This is a genomic window from Methanobrevibacter arboriphilus JCM 13429 = DSM 1125, assembly GCF_002072215.1.
GTDB classification, from domain to species: domain Archaea; phylum Methanobacteriota; class Methanobacteria; order Methanobacteriales; family Methanobacteriaceae; genus Methanobinarius; species Methanobinarius arboriphilicus.
On sequence record NZ_JXMW01000007.1, the window covers coordinates 20,078 to 42,984 of the forward strand.

Annotated in this window: 18 protein-coding genes; 15 read left to right on the top strand and 3 right to left on the bottom strand. The window is 24.3% G+C overall.

Features of this window, described 5'->3' with window-relative positions; genetic code table 11:
* Positions 1-31 precede the first annotated feature (31 nt).
* Positions 32-2,266, bottom strand: coding sequence for a right-handed parallel beta-helix repeat-containing protein (locus MBBAR_RS05295; RefSeq protein ID WP_080460269.1), 2,235 nt, complete (start codon positions 2,264-2,266; stop codon positions 32-34).
* A 640-nt stretch (positions 2,267-2,906) separates the two neighbouring features.
* On the opposite strand from MBBAR_RS05295, the gene MBBAR_RS05300 reads away from it, so the two are divergent.
* The 6 genes from MBBAR_RS05300 to MBBAR_RS05325 all read left to right on the top strand — a co-directional run bounded on the left by MBBAR_RS05300 (position 2,907) and on the right by MBBAR_RS05325 (position 8,518).
* Positions 2,907-3,317: a tetratricopeptide repeat protein gene (locus MBBAR_RS05300; protein ID WP_080460270.1), complete on the top strand. Its 411-nt coding sequence runs from the start codon at positions 2,907-2,909 to the stop codon at positions 3,315-3,317.
* Positions 3,318-3,517: 200 nt separating this feature from the next.
* The gene (locus tag MBBAR_RS05305) at positions 3,518-3,985 is read left to right on the top strand and encodes a DUF2262 domain-containing protein (protein ID WP_225370795.1); all 468 of its coding nucleotides are present in this window, start codon (positions 3,518-3,520) and stop codon (positions 3,983-3,985) included.
* Positions 3,986-4,458: 473 nt separating this feature from the next.
* Positions 4,459-4,809 (top strand): nascent polypeptide-associated complex protein, encoded by a 351-nt coding sequence (locus tag MBBAR_RS05310; RefSeq protein WP_080460272.1) that lies wholly within the window; start codon positions 4,459-4,461, stop codon positions 4,807-4,809.
* Between the two features lie 89 nt (positions 4,810-4,898).
* Positions 4,899-5,669 carry a metallophosphoesterase family protein gene (locus MBBAR_RS05315; RefSeq protein WP_080460273.1) on the top strand — a complete coding sequence of 257 codons (771 nt, stop codon included), beginning with the start codon at positions 4,899-4,901 and terminating at the stop codon, positions 5,667-5,669.
* Positions 5,670-6,049: 380 nt separating this feature from the next.
* Positions 6,050-7,093 carry an NYN domain-containing protein gene (locus MBBAR_RS05320; protein WP_080460274.1) on the top strand — a complete coding sequence of 348 codons (1,044 nt, stop codon included), beginning with the start codon at positions 6,050-6,052 and terminating at the stop codon, positions 7,091-7,093.
* Positions 7,094-7,312: 219 nt separating this feature from the next.
* A complete protein-coding gene (locus MBBAR_RS05325) occupies positions 7,313-8,518 on the top strand; it encodes a hypothetical protein (RefSeq protein WP_080460275.1) in 1,206 nt (401 codons plus the stop codon).
* 144 nt (positions 8,519-8,662) lie between these two features.
* Here the strand turns inward: MBBAR_RS05325 and MBBAR_RS05330 are convergent, their stop codons facing one another.
* A complete protein-coding gene (locus MBBAR_RS05330) occupies positions 8,663-8,860 on the bottom strand; it encodes a hypothetical protein (protein ID WP_042703676.1) in 198 nt (65 codons plus the stop codon).
* A 1,059-nt stretch (positions 8,861-9,919) separates the two neighbouring features.
* Between MBBAR_RS05330 and MBBAR_RS05335 the strand changes: the two genes are divergently transcribed.
* From MBBAR_RS05335 to argB, 4 genes are all read left to right on the top strand, one after another.
* Entirely contained in the window at positions 9,920-10,237 is a 318-nt protein-coding gene (locus tag MBBAR_RS05335) for a hypothetical protein (protein WP_080460276.1), read from the top strand.
* A 543-nt stretch (positions 10,238-10,780) separates the two neighbouring features.
* Positions 10,781-12,052, top strand: coding sequence for a bifunctional ornithine acetyltransferase/N-acetylglutamate synthase (gene argJ / locus MBBAR_RS05340; protein ID WP_211272916.1), 1,272 nt, complete (start codon positions 10,781-10,783; stop codon positions 12,050-12,052).
* A 93-nt stretch (positions 12,053-12,145) separates the two neighbouring features.
* A complete protein-coding gene (locus tag MBBAR_RS05345; protein ID WP_080460277.1) occupies positions 12,146-13,552 on the top strand; it encodes a glutamate decarboxylase in 1,407 nt (468 codons plus the stop codon).
* A gap of 293 nt (positions 13,553-13,845) precedes the next feature.
* Entirely contained in the window at positions 13,846-14,751 is a 906-nt protein-coding gene (gene argB / locus MBBAR_RS05350; RefSeq protein WP_080460278.1) for an acetylglutamate kinase, read from the top strand.
* 308 nt (positions 14,752-15,059) lie between these two features.
* Here argB and MBBAR_RS05355 read toward each other — a convergent pair whose 3' ends face one another.
* On the bottom strand, positions 15,060-16,139 hold the full coding sequence (locus tag MBBAR_RS05355) for an isocitrate/isopropylmalate dehydrogenase family protein (protein ID WP_080460279.1): 1,080 nt from the start codon (positions 16,137-16,139) through the stop codon (positions 15,060-15,062).
* 485 nt (positions 16,140-16,624) lie between these two features.
* Between MBBAR_RS05355 and MBBAR_RS05360 the strand changes: the two genes are divergently transcribed.
* The 5 genes from MBBAR_RS05360 to MBBAR_RS05380 all read left to right on the top strand — a co-directional run bounded on the left by MBBAR_RS05360 (position 16,625) and on the right by MBBAR_RS05380 (position 22,173).
* Positions 16,625-17,095 carry a HEAT repeat domain-containing protein gene (locus MBBAR_RS05360; RefSeq protein ID WP_080460307.1) on the top strand — a complete coding sequence of 157 codons (471 nt, stop codon included), beginning with the start codon at positions 16,625-16,627 and terminating at the stop codon, positions 17,093-17,095.
* A 933-nt stretch (positions 17,096-18,028) separates the two neighbouring features.
* The gene (gene pdxT, locus MBBAR_RS05365; protein WP_080460280.1) at positions 18,029-18,652 is read left to right on the top strand and encodes a pyridoxal 5'-phosphate synthase glutaminase subunit PdxT; all 624 of its coding nucleotides are present in this window, start codon (positions 18,029-18,031) and stop codon (positions 18,650-18,652) included.
* A gap of 133 nt (positions 18,653-18,785) precedes the next feature.
* Positions 18,786-19,757 (top strand): glutamine amidotransferase, encoded by a 972-nt coding sequence (locus tag MBBAR_RS05370; protein WP_080460281.1) that lies wholly within the window; start codon positions 18,786-18,788, stop codon positions 19,755-19,757.
* Between the two features lie 156 nt (positions 19,758-19,913).
* Positions 19,914-20,585, top strand: coding sequence for a GltB/FmdC/FwdC-like GXGXG domain-containing protein (locus MBBAR_RS05375; RefSeq protein WP_143746142.1), 672 nt, complete (start codon positions 19,914-19,916; stop codon positions 20,583-20,585).
* A 103-nt stretch (positions 20,586-20,688) separates the two neighbouring features.
* Positions 20,689-22,173 carry a glutamate synthase-related protein gene (locus MBBAR_RS05380; RefSeq protein ID WP_080460283.1) on the top strand — a complete coding sequence of 495 codons (1,485 nt, stop codon included), beginning with the start codon at positions 20,689-20,691 and terminating at the stop codon, positions 22,171-22,173.
* The last annotated feature ends 734 nt before the right edge of the window (positions 22,174-22,907 follow it).

A 22,907-nucleotide genomic window follows, 5' to 3' on the forward strand; every position in this document is an offset into this window, starting at 1 on the left:
CTCTTTCTATTATTTAATAATCTCCTTTCTATTATTTAATTATTTTATAATTCACTTTGTTTTGTTTTATTTTATTCTTTGCAAGTTGTTTCTTTGAAATTTTTTGAACTTTATTAACTATTAACCCATAATAATTTTTTCCTATTTTGTTTGATATTATTTTATTCTTTTGGGATTGTTTTAAAATATTTAAACCATATTTATGCTTTGTTATTGAATTTTTTTTAAGAATATTATTTTTGCTTTTATAAATGTATATTCCATATCCTTTTTGTATTGAGTTTCCTGTTATTTTATTAGATTGTATTGTGTTACTATTCCCTTTTAAGTTTATCCCATAATTTTTTGGCTTTTTAATACTATTACTTAATATTTTATTTTTATATCCATTAATTTTTATTGCAAGATTTCCTTTAATAATTTTATTTTTATAAATAAAGTTTTTGGCTCCATTGGATACTATTTGATTGTTATTACTATTTAAATTATTATAAATTATTCTATTACTGTTGCCATTAATATCTATTCCTTTTTTGCTGTATTTAATATTGTTACTTTTAATATTATTACTTTTAATATTGTTATAATCGCCTTTTACTATTATTCCGTTTCTATTGTTTGTTATAATATTCCCTATTAATTGATTATTAATACCTTTAATGTATATTCCATATTGATTGTTGTTTAATTGATTTTTATTTATTAGTGAATTTGATGCTTTATTAACAATTCCATATTTATTATTAATTATTTTATTATTTAGTATCTTGGCTTTACTTGACACTTTAATACCAGTATTAGCTTTGTTAATATTGTTATAGGTTATTTGATTATCATTACCTTTGCTATTTATTGCTGTAGATCCACCATCAATAATATTATTGTTTATTTGATTGTTGGAACCAGTATTAATGATTCCATTTTGATTATCTGTTAAAGTTAATTTGTTGTAACTAATAATAGCTTTATTTCCTTGATTTTCTATTATAACATTATTATTTTTGTTGTTATATAAATTATTATTTTTAATAATCGTATAATGTCCTTTATTGATTATATGGCCATTTAATTCATTTTTGATAATTTGATTATTGTTTCCAATTATTTCAAGTTTATAATAATTAGAATTAGTATTTTTAACTTCTTTTATTTCGGTTATGTTATTATTATTACCTTTTATAGTAATTGTAAAAAAATTGTTTATAACAGTACCATTAATAGAGATATTTTTAATTTTTGAGTTATTTTCATTATAATCTATATAAAAACGATTATTTGAAATATTACTAGAGTTATTACTATTATTTATAAAAATTCCATGATTGTTAATATTATAAATATTATTATTCATAATATTTAAAGGAACATCTGAATAAATTAGTAAATTATATTCTTTTTTGGAATTTTCAAAATATGAATTAATAATATCAAATTTATCTTCTTGATTATATATGGCACTACCATAACCATTTGCAGTGTTATTTTTAAATTTTGAGTTGATTAAAACTTGCTTTCCTCCAAATTTGTATATAGCTCCACCATAGTTTGCACTATTGTTAGTGAAATTGGAATTAATTATAGTTTGAGCAAAACCTATTTGGATGAAAGCTCCTCCACCTTCGGTTGCAGTATTATTTATGAAGTTAGAATTAGTTATAGTTTGATTACTATAATGATTAAAGATAGCTCCTCCATAACTTCCATTGTTATTTGTAAAATTAGAATTATTTATAATTTGATTACCATAGATATAAATGATAGCTCCTCCATGAAATCCAGTATTATCTCTGAAATTAGAGTTATTTATATCTTGAATACCTCTATAATGATATATAGCTCCTCCTCCATAGCTTGCAGTATTGTTAATAAAGTTAGAATTATCTATAATTTGACTACCATCTTGATTATAAATAGAAGCACCATTTGTTGCATAATTATTTAGAAATGTACAGTTTATTATTATTAGATTTCCCTCATTGTATATTGCTCCACCATTGTTTCCATTAAAGTTTTGCAGTATTAGATTGATTAGTGTTAAATTCCCCTCATTATTTATAAAACTGGTTATATTTGAACCATCAATAATTGCTTTATTATTAGTATCATTACTTTTTATAGTAATATTTTTACTTTTGGCTATTTGAATTCCTGTGTTATTTTCACCTGTGTATTTTCCACCACTTAATTTAATTATATCATTATTATTATCTATAGTATTTTTAATACCTCCTTCAGTAGTATTTGTAATTTCAACTGTTGTTGCCATACTTGAATTTACTACTAATAATGATAAAAATATTATTAAAAATGTTAAGATAATGATTTTAATTAATTTTTTTGAAATAATTTTACCTCCAATAATTAAATTGCTTTTATAAAAAGAGCTTTTTAAATACTTTTAATACTTTTAATACTTTTTAATACTTTTTAAATAGTTTTTAAAATAGTTTTTAAATATTATTGCATATCAAATATTATTGCATATCGATTTTTTTTAATATTCTAAATATCTTTTTATTCAATGTCTATATTTATATTTATAATTATTTAAATTTTTTTATGAATTTATTTTTAATTAAACATTAAAATAATAATAAAACATAAAAAATTATCTGATTGAAATTAGAAATTAGATATGAAATTATATTCATAATGAAATCTATTTTTAATAATATGAAATAATCAAGTATACTTAATAAAATAATATAAAAAGTAAAAAACAACATAAAAAATATAAAAAATATAAAAAATATATAAAAAAACAATATAAAAACAATTAAAAAGAATATAAAAATAAAATAAATAATATAAAAATAATAATAAAAATCTAATAATAAATTTATAAGGAATTAATGATAAATTTAATATTGTATTAATATCGTTATAAAAAAAATATTGGAGAAATAATGAATTTAAATAATAATCTAACAAAAGAAAAACTTTTGAAAAAACTTGACTATTGGTATGAAAATGCTCGTTTTGAAAAGGTAATAGATAAAGTATTAAAAATTCCCAAAGAAGATAGAGATTATGAAACAACTTCCTACTTAATAAGAGCATATAATAGTGTTAACAAATTCCAATCAGCTATTAGAGAACTTAATTTAATTAAAGATAAAGGTAAATCTGATCCTTTTTGGCATTTTAGATTAGGTTATGCTTATTTGAATATAGAAAATTTCGATGATGCTTTAAAAGAGTTTGAGACTGCTCATAAACTAGATGAAAATAATGAAACTATAAAAAATCATTTTGAAACTCTTAAAATTAATCTATTTCTTGGTAAAAATTTGTTAGAAGATGAAAAGAATACTTAACAAATAAATACATAATCATCTGAATTTTACTTATTTTATCTTAATTATTTTAATTTTACTCACCTGAATCTTAATTATCTGAATTTTACTTATCTGAATCTTATTATCTGAATTTTACTTATTTGAATCTTATTATATTAATCTTATTTTTTCATTGACTTATTTTAAGAGGTGTTGTTATATTAAGTATTGAAGATTTCATTGAAGGTAGTTATTCTTCATTTGAAGCTAAAATAAATCTATGGAAAAAAGAAGTGGATTTGTTTATTAATATTTTAGAAAATCATCATATTTCAGATAACATTTTTGAAGATATAGTCAGAATAATAAAATTTGTTGAGGAAAATAAGAGTATGATCCAAGAAACTTTATTTAAGGATGATATTTTAGAGTTAGCTGAAGATATTACTAGTTCAGCTACTCTTTTAGAATGTGCTTCTGATGAGTGTTATATTTTAGATGATGGTTCTAAAGTATATTTTCCAATAACAAAGGATGATTTTTTTAATAGTTTATATATTGAATCATTAACTATTAATTTCAATAAGAATAATAATTCTTTTATAGAGCTTATATTATTAAATAATCCTGATTATTTTAATGGTAGCTATTTTATAATAAATATTGATGAAAATAGCAATATTAAATTCATTGGATTGGAAGATTAAGTATGATACTATTAAATTATAGATTAGAAAATTTAAGTAATTTTTATTTAATTATCTTTTATTTAGTTATTTTTATTTAGTTATTTTTATTTAATTATCTTTTATTTGGTTATTTTTTTATTTATAGTTATTATTTTTTTATTTGATTATTTTTGATTTATTGAATATTTTCATGATCTTAATAATTATTTATTTTAATGATCTTTATTTTTTTAGTTACTATTTTAGTAAAATTATCATTTTATTAAATTAATTATAATAAGACTTTATATCAATAAATATTTAAAATATAACTAAAGTATAATAAAATATATTAAATTTAAAATAATATAAATATTTAATATAAAATAATATAAGTATTTAATAAATTTAATAAAATTTTAAATTTAATAAAAAACTAAATTTAATAAAAAACTAATATAAATATTTAATAAAAATTCATTAAATAATTCAATAACTTAAGGAAGATATTTATGATACCTGGAATGAATCCAAAACAAATGAAGCAAATGGAAAGACAAATGAAAAAGATGGGAATGGAAATGAAAGACCTTCCTGATGTTAAAGAAGTTATTATTCGATTTGAAGATAAAGAACTTGTTATTCCTGACGCTGAAGTAAATCTTATGAATGTTATGGGTCAAGAAACCTATCAAGTCACTGGTACTGCTGTTGAAGTTGAAATAGATGCTGAAATTGTTATTCCTGATGAAGACATAGAGATGGTTGCAAATCAAGCTGGAGTAAGTAAATCAGATGCTGAAAAAGCTCTAATATCTACTAATGGTGATTTAGCAGAAGCTATTTTAAAATTAAGTCAATAAATTTATTAGAAGATTCATATAAATTTCTTATAAGTTTCTATAAATTTTATAAACTTCATAAAAATATTTCAATATAAATAGTGAAAAATATGCCAGATTCAAATGAAAATTCTTTAAATTCTGAAACTGTAATAGCTCATATATCTGATTTACATATTAGTAATAATGCATTTGATGATGAGATATTCCTCGAGGTTGTAAACCAGATTAATGATTTATGTCCTGATATGGTGATTGTTACTGGAGATCTCACTGATCATGGATATTATTCTGAATTTTTAAAAGCTAAAGAATATTTTTCTATGATTCAATTTCCATTGTTTGCTGTCCCTGGAAATCATGACGCTCGTAATGTTGGGTATGAAATTTTTGAAGAGTTGATTGGGGAACGTAGCTGGGTTTTAACTAAAGATGATGATTTAACTGTAATTGGTATGGATAGTAGTGGACCAGATATTGATAGAGGGCATATTGGTAGACCTCAACAGTTATGGATGGAAAATGAGTTAAATAAATCTTTGAAGAATTCTAATTTTTCTATTGTAGCTATGCACCATCATGTAATTCCAGTTCCAAAAACTGGAAGAGAAAGAAATGTTTTATCAGATGCAGGAGATATTTTACAGAGTCTTATAGATCATGATGTTAATATGGTTATCTGTGGGCATAAACATGTTCCTCATCTTTGGAGAATGGAAAATACACTATTTGTAAATGCAGGTTCGGTTTCATCTATTAAATTAAGAGGAAAGGATAAAAACTCTTATAATACTTATCATATTCGTCCTGATCATATAGATGTTATTTTAAACAATATTAATGATGAAAAAATATTTTTAGGAAAATTTAATAGAATATAATTTTTTTAGAATTTTTTAAAATTTTTATAACTTTTTTATAACTTTTTTATAACTTTTTTTTTGAATTTTTAATATTTTAAGAATTTTTAATATTTTAATAAATTCTTTTATAATGTTTCTTTTATTTTATTTAATTAAATTTATTTAATTTTGATTTTATTTTTTATTTTTTATTTTAATTAATTTAATCAATTTAATTAGTCTTATAAGACTAATTTATTTTGTTTTTTAAGATATTTAGTAGTAAAATTTAAATATATGTTTAACTATTATATTATTATCGTAAACATTATTGGAAATTATCTCTATTGGAATTTCATTTAATATAATTCATACTTAATAATAATTAATTTTAATAATAATCAATTTTTGGTGATAAATTGAAAGTTATCATAGATGCATCTAATGTGGCCCATTTTGGTAAAGAAAATGATTCAAGTCCTAAGTTAGCTAATATTCTTTCTGCAGTGAAGGCATTAGAAGATAAAGGACATGATTTTGTTATTATGGCTGATGCTTCTCTTAAACACGAAATTGATGATAAAGAAAAGTATGTTCATTTACTTGATGAAGAAGCTATTGAGGAAGTTCCAGCAGGTAACAATGCAGACCATTTTATTCTTGAGTTAGCTGAAGAAGAGAATGCAAAGATTCTCTCAAATGATCTTTTCAGAGAATTTAATGATGAGTTCAAAGATATACAAAGTAGGAGATTACCATTTTCCTTTGATGGTGAAAAAATAACCATTGGGGAATCTAAAAAACCAAAAAAGGATAAGAATATTCTTCAGCATATATGTAATGATATTCTTTTATCTATTGAAAATAAACGATGGGAGATTTATAAAGGAAAAGAAGGAATTGAATTTAGCCCATTAAACATAGCTAAAGAGTCCATAATTCGAATGGATAAATCTCAGCAAGATGGGGTAGGTAATAAAATTGAAGGCTTGTTTTCTAAGCTTCCTATGTTTGATAAAGTTATGGATATGGTGGAAGATGTTGAAACATCGGCACCTTACGTTATCTTTGTTTTAGTTCATCCTAAAGATTATAAAGAAGCTGTTAAGAGTGCAGGTAATATTTCTGTTACTATAGCTGACAGACTAAGACTTGATAAAAGACCACTTATAGCTGTTAGAAATGACCTTTTCATGAAACCTGGTACATTTGAGCTTAACATTCTTTATTCTGATGAAGTTGAAGAGGAAGCTCCTTTCAACGTTGAAATTAAAATTAATTCTCATGATGAGGTTTTTATAAAGAAAAATTCTCGAAATATAGCAAGTACTGTAGCTGGAAGAATGGGATCTTGGAAGTTTCCATTTGTGGCTGTTAAACCTGATATTATTTTGGAAAAGCCTGGGGAATTTGAGACTTATTTGGATAAAAATGAGAAATATGGTAAAAAGGAAGATAAATAATCATAAGATATAATATAAGATATAATATAAGATATAATATAAGATATAATCATAAGATGATTAATCACAAGATTATTAATCATAAGATGATTAATTTATAATATGGAAATCTATATTAACAATATATAAGATAAATAATCTATTTAATAAACTCACTTTAAAATTATATTGCTTAAAAGTATTAAGGTATACTATTTAAAAATATTAAGGGGGCAATAAATGGCTAATCATGGACTTACTAGATATATATTTAAACTTTTAACTAAGCATGAAATCATCAGTATTGGTACTAAATATTATCCAACAACTCCCTTAGAAATTGAATATGTTGAAATGTTTAATTTCACTCAAACTATGCTTATGGAGCTTGAAAAAGCAGAAATTACAACCGATAGTATTTTTTATAACCTATTACGTGATGTTGGGGAAGAAAATATTCCTGAAAACCATCATTTTTATGAGTTAAAACCTGCTGAAAATAAAATTGAGGAATTTGCTCTTGTAAGTAATATTATAATGGGTAGTGACCGTTATCTCTATGTTGAGCTTTCTAATTCAAGTTTAATTATAAATGAGTTTTCTAATATTATAATGGAAGAAAAAGGAGAGATTGTAGAGCAGAGTTCTACTGAAATTGTTTCAAAACTTCTTTCTAAAAATGATGCTATTAGAGTAGCTATTAAATTGGTTGGAATGGGCCTTGATAATGGTGTTAATGTTCGTGCTGCTGTTGGAATGACTGGTGCTGCAGCTATAGAACGCTCAATTAATCTTACTAAAGAAGTTGGTGAGGTTTCGGGTGTTGGCTTTACTAAACTAGGTGGAGAATATGCACTTGTTTTTGATTCTAATTTTTTAAAGTCTTCTTCTACGACTCCAGAACTTCAAAATTATCTTTTTATAGATGTAATTGATTCTACTAAGTTTATTAATGATTATGGCAGGGATAAATTAGTTGAATTAATGACTGGTGTTAAAAATTTTATGGAAATAGAATGTAATGGAAAAATTGAAGGATATAGGGAAGGTGGGGATGATTTAATTGCTCGATTCCCAAGCAAAGATTTAGCTATCCGAGCAGGTCTTGATACTGCATGGTATATTCTTAATAATGGTGCTAAAATCAGGGCAGGTATAGGAAAAAGTAGAAGAGAAGCAGGAGAGAGAGCTCAACTTGCTGATGAAGTTCAAATATCAAATCCTTTGTCTTTAGTTGTTTTTGATCTTGCTAATGGTCTTTATGCTTATTATATTCCTTCAGAATTTTTTAGAACTGTTATAAATTTACTATTAAATAAAAGAGCTAAATTAATTGGAATTTTTATTTTAGTATTCATACTTGTTTATTTCATGACTATTTTAGGTTATTGGGAATATAGTTTTGTAATAGTCATCTTAGCAGCTTTATATGCTTTAGCTTCTTAAGTAAACTAAAGATATTATTTATTTATAAAAGTAGTATTTTATTTATAAAATTATTATTTTTTCTATAAAAGTAGTATTTTATTTATAAAATTATTATTGATATTGTAAAAGTAGTCGTTATATTTTTAGTTTTTAGGTTTTTTATTATAATTCTTCTTCACTTCTTCTTTTAGCTTCAAGAAGTAGCTTTGTAACTTCTTTTGACCTAGCTCCTTTGTCTAATCTCCAATTAATTGATGCATTTTCATCTAACCAATTAGCTAAGTCTTTTGGAAGAGATATATTCATTCTTGACTTTTCTGATAATTTCCAGATTCTGTCAACTTCTTCTTTATTTACCATTATAAATACATTATCTTTTTTCTATATATATTTTTTTTGGTTTATTTTAGGTTTTATTCTTTTATTTATATTTTTATATATTTCTGTATATTTTTATATATTTATATATAAATTATATATAAATTTTTATTTATATGTATAAATAATTTTATGTGTATGTGTGTATGTAATCATTTACTTACTAATTATTTTTATTAAAATAAATATCTTTAAAAATCTTATTGTTTACAGTCTTTTTATCTTTTATATTAATTATAAAGATTTTTATATTAATTGTAAAGATTTTAATTTTAATCTACTATTTTTAAATACTTTTATTAGGTTTTATATCATATTTAGGATTTTTATTTGAAAATCAAATTATTTAAATTTAAAATTTTATTCTTGTACATTTGTGTACACACATACACACATAATAAATTATATATATGGTTATCAATATATGATAAAATTGCATTGTTGATATTAAGTAACATGTTCTTTTATAAAACAACATGTTGCTTAATGTTTCTTTAAATAGATTCATCAATTTTGTAGTAAAATTGTCTGTGATTCATTATTGAATCTTATGAATATGGTTTCTTATAATTATGGCTATATGATTATAATTATTACTATAATTATTACTATAAATGTGACTTTTTACTCAAACTTATGAACTGAAATAAAAATGGACTTATCAAATTACTCATAACTGAAAATAAATGTGAATATGAGAGCAAATACAAACAAGTATATTTTTATTTTAGTTTATTATCTATCAAATGATTAATTCAGTATGTTTAGAAATCAGTAAATAGACAAATTATTAAAAATCATAAAATAAACAAAATAAACAATTCTTCGTTTATTATGAGAAGATCATAAGGATTATTAAAGATCATATGGATGATTAGAATTGTTTATAAATTAGCTGGCGGATTTTTCAATTTCAAAAATCAATTTGTAATTGAAAATAGTATTTAAATCTTTAAGGGTGGATTTATATGCTTTTCAAATTCATTGGTGTGGCTCAATGATTTAAGACTTATATTATACGACTTATATAATGGAGGAAGTATGAGTTCTAAAAACAATGATGGGAAAATAGTAATAGCTTTAATAATCTCATTAATAGCATTTGGATTAGGGTCTGGTATTGGAATTGCTGTTGGTATATCTGGAGATAGTTTTAATTCATCAGATACTAATGAACCAGTTAATACTACTATCGATGTAACTAACAATATTAGTCAAGATAATCCTAATTATAACATGGATGCATATCCTTTTGAGGAAAATAATCTGTCTTCTGATTCAAATTCATCAAATTCAGGAGTTTATTACTCTGAAGAGGATTTAGCAAAAAATAATAGTCATAGTATAACAATAGGTTAGACTTTTAAAAAATAGCAGTTGACCCCACAAAACTAGCTTGCTTTATGTATTCTTAACCTATTTTTATACAATTTTTAAATTAAAAGCTTATAGGATATTTCATTATTTAAAATCATTATTTAAAATCATTATCTAAAAATCATTATTTAAAAATTTTATTTTATATTCTATTAATAGCTTTTCACGTTATTTTTGTTAGTTTTAACTTTACAATTATCTTTTTATTTTTAAGTATTGTTTATATTAATATTATTCATATTATTATCTGCTAAATAGTTGCTCATATTATTTTCTGTTAAGTATTATTCATATTATTAAATTTTAAATAGTATTTATATAATTTAAAATTAGCTATATGATCTAAAATTACAATAATAATCTAAAATTACAATAAATTATAAATTATCAACATTTTTTTATTAGTTATTTGATGTTGATTATGTAATTTATAATGGATATATACAAATATTAGATATAACAAATAGATTTATCAATAAGTAAATCTATGAAGATTTTATTAAATTAATTTTAACAAGGGTTATAATGATAACAAGAAAAGATATACATAAGGATTTTACAGATAAAATAAAGGTAATAGATGGAGGAATATGCGCTGTTTCTAAAGTTAAGGTAGCTGGTGTTCGAGATGGAAAATATGGTGTTTCTATTATAGTCTGTAAAAATTCTGATGTTGCTGGTGTTTTTACTTCTAACAAAGTTATTGCAGCTCCTGTTGAATACACTAAGAATACAATTGAAGATGGAAAGTTGTCTGCAATTATAGCTAATAGTGGAAATGCTAATTGTTTTACAGGCGATCAGGGAGTATTTGACTGTGAAGCTACTGTTGAAATTATTTCAAAAATCTTTGAAATTCCTAAAACTGAAATTGCAACTGCTTCAACTGGTGTAATTGGTCGAAAAATGCCAATGGATATTATTACTAGACTAATTAACCAAGCTAGTGAAGTTCTTGAAAATTCAAACAATGCTTCTATAAATGCTGCAAAAGCAATAATGACAACTGACACTGTTTATAAACATGCGTCTATTGAAGTTACATTAGGAAATAATCAAAAAGTTAAGATTGGGGGAATTTGTAAAGGTACTGGTATGATTGCTCCAAATATGGGAACAATGTTGTGTTTTATAGCTACAGATGCTATTGCTGATCAGAAAATCTTAAAAGAATCTTTAAAAAAAGCAGTTGATGATAGTTTTAATATGGTTATTGTTGATGGAGATGAAAGTACTAATGATACAGTTCTTTTCTTTGCAAATGGGGAATCTAAAAATAGTATTTTAGTAAATAACAAAATAAATGGTTCAGATATAGATAGAAACTTTCAAGAAGGATTAAATGTTCTTTGTAAAGATTTAGCTAAGCAGATGGCACAAGATGGTGAAGGTGCAACTAAATTCATTGAAGTGGAAGTTAGAGGAGCTAAATCAAAATCTGATGCTCAAATCGCATCTAAATCAGTTGTTAAATCACCACTTGTTAAAAGTGCAGTTTTTGGCGGGGATCCTAATTGGGGTAGAATTGTAGCTGCTGTAGGATATTCTGGTGCTTATATGGATCCTGATGATATTACTATTGCCATATCTTCCAATGATAATCTTGTTGACTTGGTACTTGATGGTGAAATTTTAGCTTTTGAAGGAACAGCTAATCTTGAGAATGCAGAGTTGATTATGAAGGAAAAATCGATAAAAATCATCATTGATTTAAAGAATGGAAAATATAATGCTATAGCTTATGGTTGTGATTTAACTTATGATTATGTTAAAATTAATGCAGAGTATACTACTTGAATTTAATTTATGAAAAATGTTTATTCAATTAAATAAATATCATTTTAATTTTTAATAATAAAAACTTAAATAATAAAAGGTGGGATGAATTATATGCTTTCAAATAAAGTAAACTTAAAAGATATGAAAAAAACTGGAAAAAACACTTCTATTTATGGTACTAGGTATGTTTCAGAACCTATTCCTAAATTTGAAATTCCCGATGAAGGTATGCCTTCTAAAGCAGCATACCAATTGATTAATGATGAATTAAATCTTGATGGTAATCCTAATTTAAACCTTGCAAGTTTTGTAACTACTTGGATGGAACCAGAAGCAGATATACTTATTAATCAGACTAATGGGAAGAATTTCGTTGATAATGATGAGTATCCTCAAACTGAGATTATTCAAAATAGAGTAATAAATATGTTGGCAAGGCTTTTTAATGCTCCAAAGGATTGTGATTTTCTTGGTACTAGTACTATTGGTTCATCTGAAGCTATAATGTTGGGAGTTCTTGCTCATAAATGGGCTTGGAGAGAAAATAGGAAAGCTGAAGGTAAAGATTGTTCTAATCCTAATATTGTTATGGGTGCCGATGTTCATGTTGTTTGGGAGAAGTTTGCCAAATATTTTGACGTTGAACTTAGAATGGTTCCAATGGAAAAAGGCGAATATACATTAACTGCTGATAAAGTTAAAGAAAATATTGATGAAAATACTATTGCTGTGGGTGTGGTTCTTGGAACAACTTTCACTGGTCAAATTGATCAAATACAAGAGATTAATGAGCTTTTAGTTAATGTTAAAGAAGAAAAAGGTTGGGATATTCCAATTCATGTTGATGGTGCAAGTGGTGCTTTTATAATTCCTTTCCTTGATCCTGATTTTAAATGGGATTTTAGACTTTCTCATGTAAGGTCTATTAATGTTTCTGGACATAAATATGGGCTTGTTTATCCTGGTGTTGGTTGGTTAATTTTTAAAGATAAAAAATATCTTTCAGATGATTTGATTTTTGAGGTTAATTATTTAGGTGGTATTATTCCAACATTTAATCTTAATTTTTCAAAAGGAAGTAGTATGATTATTGCACAATACTATAATCTTTTAAGACTTGGAAAACAAGGATATTCAAGTATTATGAACAATTTAATGGAAACAGCTACATATCTTGCAAATACTCTTAAAAACACTGGATATTTTAAGTTATTAGATGAAGAGTTAGTTTTACCAATATTAGCTATAAAACTTGATAATTTAGATGATCTTGATGGTGCAGATGATCTTACTGTTTTTGATATTTCTAGAAAACTTCGTGAAAGAGGATGGTTAGTTCCAGCTTATACTTTACCAGCTAATGCTGAAGATATCGCAGTTTTAAGAATTGTTATAAAAGAGAATTTCACAAGAGATATGGCTGATCTTTTAGTTCAAGATTTAAATAATATTTTTGATGGGTATAAAAAAGATTCAAAGGATGATTCAGAAAATGAACCTTTAATTAATATATTTTAATAATTATAATTAATATTATTAATAAAAGTTTTAATATGCATATTTATTTATTATTTATATTTAATTAGTAAACTACATATTAAAAGTAAATTTTTGCCCCTTTTTATTAATAAAATATTTATATCTAAAAGTAAATATTATAAATGAATATTATTTTAATAATTGAATTTTTTAATAATTGAATGCTTTAATAGATGAACATATATTCTAATAAAAATCCTAGCTTGCATTATTTAACATTTGCAATTTTTATCAATATATTTATACTTTTATAATAATTTGTTGTGAAAGATATGTCAGAGGAACTGAATAATAAACCAAATAAGGCGAATCTTCTTATTGAAGCATTACCTTATATAAAAGAATTTCATCATAAAAAAATCATGATAAAGTATGGTGGACATGCTATGATTGATGAAGAAGCTATGAACTCTACAGCTAGAGATACAGTTTTACTTAAATATGTAGGTATGGAACCTATTGTTGTTCATGGTGGAGGTCCTGAGATTACTCGTTCTATGAATAAAATGGGTAAAGAGCCTAGATTTATTAAAGGACTTCGTATTACTGATGAAGAGACTATGGATATTGTTACAATGGTTTTAGTTGGCAAAATTAGTACAGAAATTGTTTCTAAAATCGGTATTCATGGTGGAAAAGCTTCTGGTATTTCAGGAAAAGATAGTCAATTAATTGTAGCTTCTAAAAAAGCTCCTCATAGAATAACAGATGAAGAGACAGGTGAGGAACATGAAATTGATTTAGGTTTAGTTGGTCAAATTGACTCTTTAAATACTGAAATTGTACAAATGTTCACTGATAATGATTATATTCCAGTTATATCTCCTATTGGTGTAGATGATAATGGAAATACATTAAATCTTAATGCTGATACTGTTGCTGGAGAAGTAGCTAGTAAAATGAACTCTGAAAAATTAATAATTTTAACCGATGTTCCTGGTGTACTTAAAGATCCTAATGATCCTAAATCATTAATCAAAAAGATTAAAGTAGATGAAGTTGATGATTTAATTAAAGATGGAACTATAAGTGGAGGTATGATTCCTAAAGTAGAAACTTGTGTTAAGGCTATTGAAGGAGGAGTAAAATCTGCTCATATTATAGACGGCAGAGTTAAACATTCTCTACTTCTTGAAATATTTACTACAAAAGGTATTGGAACTATGATTACATTATAGTTTTATTATTTATTATAGCTTTATTAAAATAGCTCTATTATTAATATTACTTTATTATTTTTTCTATTATCAATTTTTATTAGTATTTATTCAAATTATTTTTTATTAATATTATTTTTATGGTTATCAATTTTTATTAATATTTATTGAAATTATTTTTTATTAATATTATTTTTATTATTTATTTTATTATTGTCTATTATTAGTATTACTTTTATTATTACTTTTACTATTATTTTTATTACTATTTATTAAATTAATTAGGTAATTTTCATTAGTTAGTTAATTTTCATTATTTTTGATTGTTTTTAAATTAAATTTTCTAATTCTTTTTTAATAGCTATAGTAATATCAGATGTTTTTGAGTTTCCTCCTAAGTCAGGAGTAGCTATTTTTTTTGATTTTAAAACATTTTCAACAGCTTTATTAATTTGTTTAGCATAAAAATCTTCTTTTAAAAATTCTAACATCATACTAATGGATAATATCATAGCTATTGGGTTAGCTAATCCTTTTCCTTCAATATCTGGGGCAGAGCCATGAACTGGTTCAAATAAACCGTTTTTATCTCCTATGTTAGCTGAAGGTGATAGTCCAAGACCACCAACTAATCCTGCTCCTTCATCAGATAGTATATCTCCATAAAGGTTACTTGTTACTATTATATCGAATTCTTGTGGTTTTGTTATTAAATACATTGCAGTTGCATCTATATAATAATCATTAGCTTTTATATCAGGGCATTTTGCTGAATATCTTTCCACTACATTGTAAAACGATTCTTTAAATATACCATCAGTTTTTTTTAATACATTTTCTTTATGAACGCAAGTAATTTTTTTTCTATTGTTTTTTATCGCTGTTTTATATGCAAATTCACATATTTTTGTACTTGCCTTTTTAGTTATAACTCTTTTAGCTATTGTTTTTGTGATTTTATTATTTTTTTCATTTTCATTATTTTCTTTCTTTTCTTTCTTTGTACTGTTTTTTTCTTCCTCTTTTTCAAAAGACTCTATTTGAGAGTATAATCCTTCTGTATTTTCCCTAATGATTAAAAAATCAATATTATTAAATAGTGAGTTTACTCCTTCAAATGTTTTTATAGGTCTTAAATTAGCAAATACGTCGAGTTCTTTTCTAAGAGTTATAATTGGACTTTTTTCACTTGGTGTAGATGTAATAGCTCCAAATAAAGTAGCTGCACTTTTTTTAGCATTTTTTATGGTTTCTTCAGGTATTGTTTTACCACAGTTTTGAAAACATTCAAATCCTGCTTTTGACTTGATAAAATCATAATTTAAATTTAGAGATTCTAAAATAGTTAAACCTGCTTCCATAACTTCCTTTCCTACTCCATCCCCAGCTATAGTTGTTATCTTTTTCATAGATTATCTCTCAATTAACATTATTGTTTTAATTTGTGTTTTTAATTAATTATACTTTAATTAATATAATCATATAATTAATATAACTTAATTACTATAATTTGATTAATATTTATTTGATGATTTATTTGATGTTTTTAAAAATTGATATTAGTTTTAAATTTATAATTTTTGATTTATTGATTGTTAAACTTATTGATTTAGTTAAATATTTATCTTATGAATAATATAATGTACATTATAGGTTATATTTTTAATTATTTATGTTTTCAATGTTTTGAATTCATATTTAAATCATTAAAAGTATTAAAATATAGTTCGTATTATGTCAAAGTATTTATATTATGTATTACATATATAGTATTAAGATTATATTATTATAATTTGTTATAATTTATATAGAAATTTATAAAAATTTCCAATTAAAATAAATGAGAATAGAATTTAATGGAAATAAAGTTTATAAAATAATAGGAGTTATTGCTATGGAAAAAACTATAAAACAACTTATTGAGGATTTGAATAATGATGATGAGTTTGTTCAAGAAGAAGCACTTGGACTTCTTGAATTTAGATCTGAAGAGTCTCTTGATCCTCTTATTGAAGTTTTATCTACTAAAGGTACAAATAAAAATATAAAAATGTCTTCTGCAAAATTATTAGGTATTATAGGTGATGAAAAAGCTATTGATCCACTTATAGCTACTTTAAAAGACAATAATAAGCTTGTTAGAAGAGAAGCTTCAACTGCACTAAGTCGTATGGGTGATAAAGCTGTTGATCCCTTGATAGCTATTCTTGATGATGATGATTGGAGAGTTAGAGGGGCTGCTGCATGGGCTTTAGGTAAAATAGGAGATAAAAATGCTATTGGTCCTTTAAAATCACTTCTTGATGATGATAGTGGATTTGTAAGAACTGGTGCTAAGTTTGCTTTAGATAATATTGAAGAATAATTGGTATTTTATATCTTTATTAAAATAACTAATGTATTATCTCTATTAAAATAACTAATATAAAATAAATAATATTAATCATATAAAATAAATAGTATTAACCAATATAAAATAAATAATATTAATCATATAAAATAAATAGTATTAACCAATATAAAATAAATAATATTTATTAAAAATTTATTAAAAATTCATATATAAAATTTATATATTATATTATTTATTAAAATAACTAACTAAGACTTTATATCTTTATTGAAATAAGTAATATTTTATAATATTATAATAATAATTATAATATTATTAAAAGTTTTAATAAGTTTATCTTTCATTATTTTTTGTTTTTAATTTTAATCTTTTCTTTTTATTTTTATATGAGATTTTAGATTTTATTTTTAATTATTATTTAATTATTTTATTAATAGTTATAAATGTTATAAAAGTTATAAAATTAATTTTTTTTGAAAAATAAAAATAATATATTATTTATTAATTTTTTTAAACAATTTCAAAAAAAAATCTATTCTTTGATATAATTTTTCAGAAAAATTAACTAATCGGAAAGATACTTCCGGTAGATTTATATATGATAAAAGCTATATTAATACTGCTGATAATTATCCATAAATATATTCTGTATTAATATTCCTTTAGTATCTATTAATCGTAATTTTATTGTAATTTTTAATTATTAGATTTTAATTATTAGATTTTAATTTTTAATTATTATATTATTTTTATATTACTAAATATCTGTATCAAATGTTTTTTTATTTAAATGATAACTAATTTAAATATTAATTCTAATCTAAATTTAGATAATAAAAAGCTAATGATAATGTATCAAAAGTTATTGATATAATGAAAAGCTAAATGATATATAAATATAATAATGAAAATTTAAATTTGATTGACAATTAAAGGAATAGTATTATGATTAAAATAGGAGTATTGAATCTACAAGGTGCAGTTAGTGAACATGTTGAAATGACATTGAAAGCTATTGAAAACATGGGTAAAAATAATGAAATTGTAGCTGAAGTAGTTAGATATGCTAATGAAGTAGCAGAGTGTAATGGAATTATAATTTCTGGAGGAGAAAGTACAGTTATTGGTAAGCTTATTAAAGAAAGAGGAATTGATAAAGTAATTATTGAAAATAATATTCCTGTATTTGGAACTTGTGCTGGTATGGTTCTTCTTTCTAAGAAAACAGACTATGATCAGGAGATTCTTGGTATTATGGACATTGAAGTTAAAAGAAATTCTTTTGGAAGACAAAGAGATTCTTTTGAGAATGAAATTAATATCTTTAATTATTCTTATCCTGGAGTTTTTATAAGAGCTCCTTCTGTTTCAAATATTCTTAATGGAACTAAAGATGAGAGTTCTCAGATAAAAAATCAGGTTCAAATACTTTCCGTCCTTGATTCAAATATTATAGCTGTTAAACAAGGAAATAACATAGCTATGTCTTTCCATCCTGAATTAACAGATGATACAAGATTACATGAGTATTATCTAAATCAGATTTTAGAGTTAAATAATGATAATTAAATAATAATAATTTTTAAAGAATTATTCTTAAAAATAATTTTTAAATTAATATATAAATTAATAAATTTTTAAATATTAATTTTTTTATTTAAATATCAATTTTTTAAATATTAATAATAACAGAGGTGATTTCATGTGTGGGATAGCCGGAATTGTTTATAAAGATAAAAAATTACATAATGTTGGAGATGATATGACTAAAATGTTACATGCTCTTCAGCACAGAGGACCAGATTCTGCAGGTTTTGCAATCTATGGTGGAATGGGTCTTGAAGATAATGAATATATATTAAATATACAAGTAGCTGATAAAAAAGGTTTACTTCATACTGTTCAAGATGCTATTAATGTTAAAACTCCTATTAAAGAAGATGAAATCATACCTTCTGTTGATGATTCTTTTATTTACAAATGTAAAATAGCTCTTGATGATTTTCATGATTTAAAACCTTTAATTACTAGTATTGATAATATTGGAGCTACTAATACTAATAAGTGTATTAATGATTATTCTGTTGCCAATGTAGATAATGACGTGATAGTTTTAAATGGAAGTCATTCTTTCCAAATGATAAAAGATGTAGGGTCTGTTTATGAAATTGCAGAGCGTTATGATACTCGTGATGTAAAAGGAACTCATGCGATTGGTCATACTAGGTTTTCTACTGAAAGTAATGTTGATAGATATCATGCTCACCCATTTCAGACTTATATTGTAAAAGATATTACTGTTGTTCATAATGGTCAAATTACAAATTATTGGAAAGTTAGAGATCCTTTAGAGAGAAAAGGTCATAAATTTGAAACTAATAATGATACTGAATGTCTTGTTCATTATATAGCTGATAAATTAGATACTGGTTATTCTCTTGAAGAAGCTTTAGAACAATCTGTTGAAGATATGGATGGTCCTTTTTCTTATATTATCGGAACTCCTAATGGTATTGGAATAGCTAAAGATAAATTAGGCTTACGTCCTGGAATAATGGCCGAAAATGATGATGTTTTTGCTATTGCTTCTGAAGAAATAGCTCTCCATGAAGTTATGGATACTCAAGAAGTTGAACAGATTTCTCCTGGAGAAGTTAGGGTTTATGAGATTTAATTGGAGTTGTTATTTATGGATTCAAACAATTTAACTAACGATAATTTAACTAAAGATTCTAATAATAATAATATTGATGAAAATAGTATTAATGGAAATAGTATTAATAGAAATGATATTAATGAAAATAAGGTTTTTGAGCTAGATTTTTCATCAATGACTCCAAGGGAAGCTAATCAAAAGATAAAAGATTTGTCTACTAAATGTAATAAAATTTTAATTAAAAATCCTAATGCAATGCATTCTCTTGTAGCAGGACTTACTGAAAAAGCTCATATTGAAATTGAGGGTTCTGCTGGTTATTTTGCAGGAACTATGTTGGATAAAGCTCAACTTATCATTCATGGTAATGCTGGTTGGTTTGTTGGTGATAACATGACTGGTGGAGAGATTATTGTAGAGGGTTCTGCTGGTGATGGTGCTGGTCAAGGAATTTATGATGGTACTCTTGTTGTTAAAAATAGTGCAGGATCTCGTACTGGTGAGATAATGAAAGGAGGCACTGTTATTGTTGGTGGTGATTCTGGTTTTATGACTGGTATTTTTATGATGGGTGGCCGTATTATTATTTTAGGTGACGTTGGTAAAGATGCTGGTGAATCTATTATTAGAGGAGCTATATATGTTAAAGGTTCTGTTGAAAGTTTAGGTCAAAATGCTAAGTTATTAGATATTTCTAAAGAGGATTTAGATGAACTTAAGACTACTTTGAGTAGTTATGATTTTGATTTATCTGATGAAGATTATAAAAAGTTTAGAAAAATAGTTCCTAAAAGTAAACGTCCTTTTTATGGTAATGATGAAGAAGAAGATTGTTACTGTGATTAATAACCTTAATAAAAATTATAGTATTTGTTATAATATTTTATTTGTTATAGTATAATATTTTTAAAATTTGTAATTTATTCAAAAACTTAATAGGAGGGAGTAAATGCCTTTTAAAGTTGAAAAAGACTTAATGTTATGTAAAAGAAATTTTAATCGCCCTGGGTGTTGTTGGTATTTGTGTGATGATAGAGATGAAAATATTTGTAATAAATGTTTTTCTTGTTTAAACAATTGTCCTCATGGTGTTTATGAAGTGATTAATGGGGATCCCTATCCAGTTCATACTAAAAATTGTGTTGGTTGTAGGATATGTGAAGAAATGTGTCCTAATAATGCGATTAATGTTAGTGCTGTAGCTAATGATAAACGAGGAATATGGTCTTATGATACTCTTAATGAAATTTCAAGAAAATCAAATCAGGGTTCTTATAAAATTAGGAGTACTGGATCTGTAAGATCTCTTCCTACATTTGATGATTTAGTTATTACTCCTGCTCAGGTTTCAAGACCTCCTATTGATAAATATCGTGAACCTTGTAGGACTGATGTTGTTTTAGGTAGTAGATTTGCTGAAAAACCACTTAAACTTGATACTCCTGTTATGATTGGGGCAATGTCCTTTGGAGCTCTTAGTAAAGAAGCTAAAATGGCTTTAGCTATTGGTTCTACTATTGCAGGAACTGCTACTAATACTGGTGAAGGTGGAATGCTTCCAGAAGAAAGAAAATTAGCTAATAAATTAATTGCTCAGTATGCTTCTGGTCGTTTTGGAGTTTCTGCTGACTACTTAAATAATGCTGATGCTGTTGAGATTAAGATTGGTCAAGGTGCTAAATCTGGAATGGGTGGGCATCTTTTAGGTGAAAAAGTCACTGCTGAAGTTTCAAAAATTAGAAATATTCCTGAAGGTGCTGATGCTCTTTCACCAGCTAGACATATGGATATTGTTGGTCCAGAAGATCTTAGTATGAAAATTTCTCAACTTAGGGAAATTACTAACTGGCAAGTTCCTATTATGGTTAAGTTTGCTGCTGGACGTGTTGCTGATGATGTTAAAATAGCTGCTAAAGGTGGAGCTGATATTATTGTTGTTGATGGTATGCAGGGAGGTACTGGTGCAGGTCCCGATGTTATAATGGAACATGCAGGAATACCTACATTAGCTGCTATTGTCGAAGCTGATAAAGCACTTAAAGAAGTTAATCTTAGAAGTAGTGTTGATCTTGTTGCTGGTGGTGGAATTAGAAATGGTGCAGATTTAGCAAAAGCTATTGCTCTTGGTGCTGATGCAGTTTATATAGCTACTGCTGCTTTAGTTGCTATTGGTTGTAAAACTTGTCAAATGTGCTTTAAAGGGAATTGTAGAAAAGGTATTGCTACTCAAAATATACAATTACGCCATAGACTTGATTATAAACAAAAAGGAGTTCAAGTTGCTAGATACATTAAAGCTATGACTGAAGAAGCTTGTATGTTAGTTCAACAAGGCGGTAATACTCATATTACTAAAATTGAAAAACAAGATCTTAAATCTTTGACACTCGAAGCTTCTGCTTTAACTGGTGTGGGGATGGCAGGTTCTAATTAGAATTAGATTTATAATTTTGTCTTTAAAATTTAGATAAAAATATCTTTATTTCTATTTCTATAATTTATTTTTAAATTTTAGTTTTAGATTTCATTTTTAGACTTTATTTTTAGATTTTAGTTTTAGATCTCATTTTTAGATTTTATTTAGTTTTAGATTTCATTTTTATACTTTATTTTTATACTTATTTTTAGATTTTATTTTTATATATATTATAATTTTTATATTTTATAATTTAATAGTAAAATTTTAAAACATTATTTTTATCTTAAATATTATATACTATATATCAAAAAAAGTTATATATGATAAAAACATAATATAATTATACAATAATAAGAATACTTGAATTTAAATAAACTTTACTCTATTTTTGGTCAATAAATTGAAAATAAGAGTTTATAAATATGTTTTTTATAATATGTTCTTAAATTAGGTATTGTTTTCAATCATTCTTTATTATTATATCTTATTATATTATTATCTTATTATTTTATTAGTTTGTATTTATTATTGTTTTTTAATATAGTAATAATTAATTATAGTTTGCTTTATTAATTTATGATGTTTTATTGATTATATTTTATATATACTTCACACAAATAATTGGTTTATTTATAATTTTTAGTATTTTATATTATAATTTTTATTTTATATTATAACTTTCATAATTTATTGTATAATTATAATTAATCTATTTGATGTATTATAATTTGTATTATTATTAATAGATC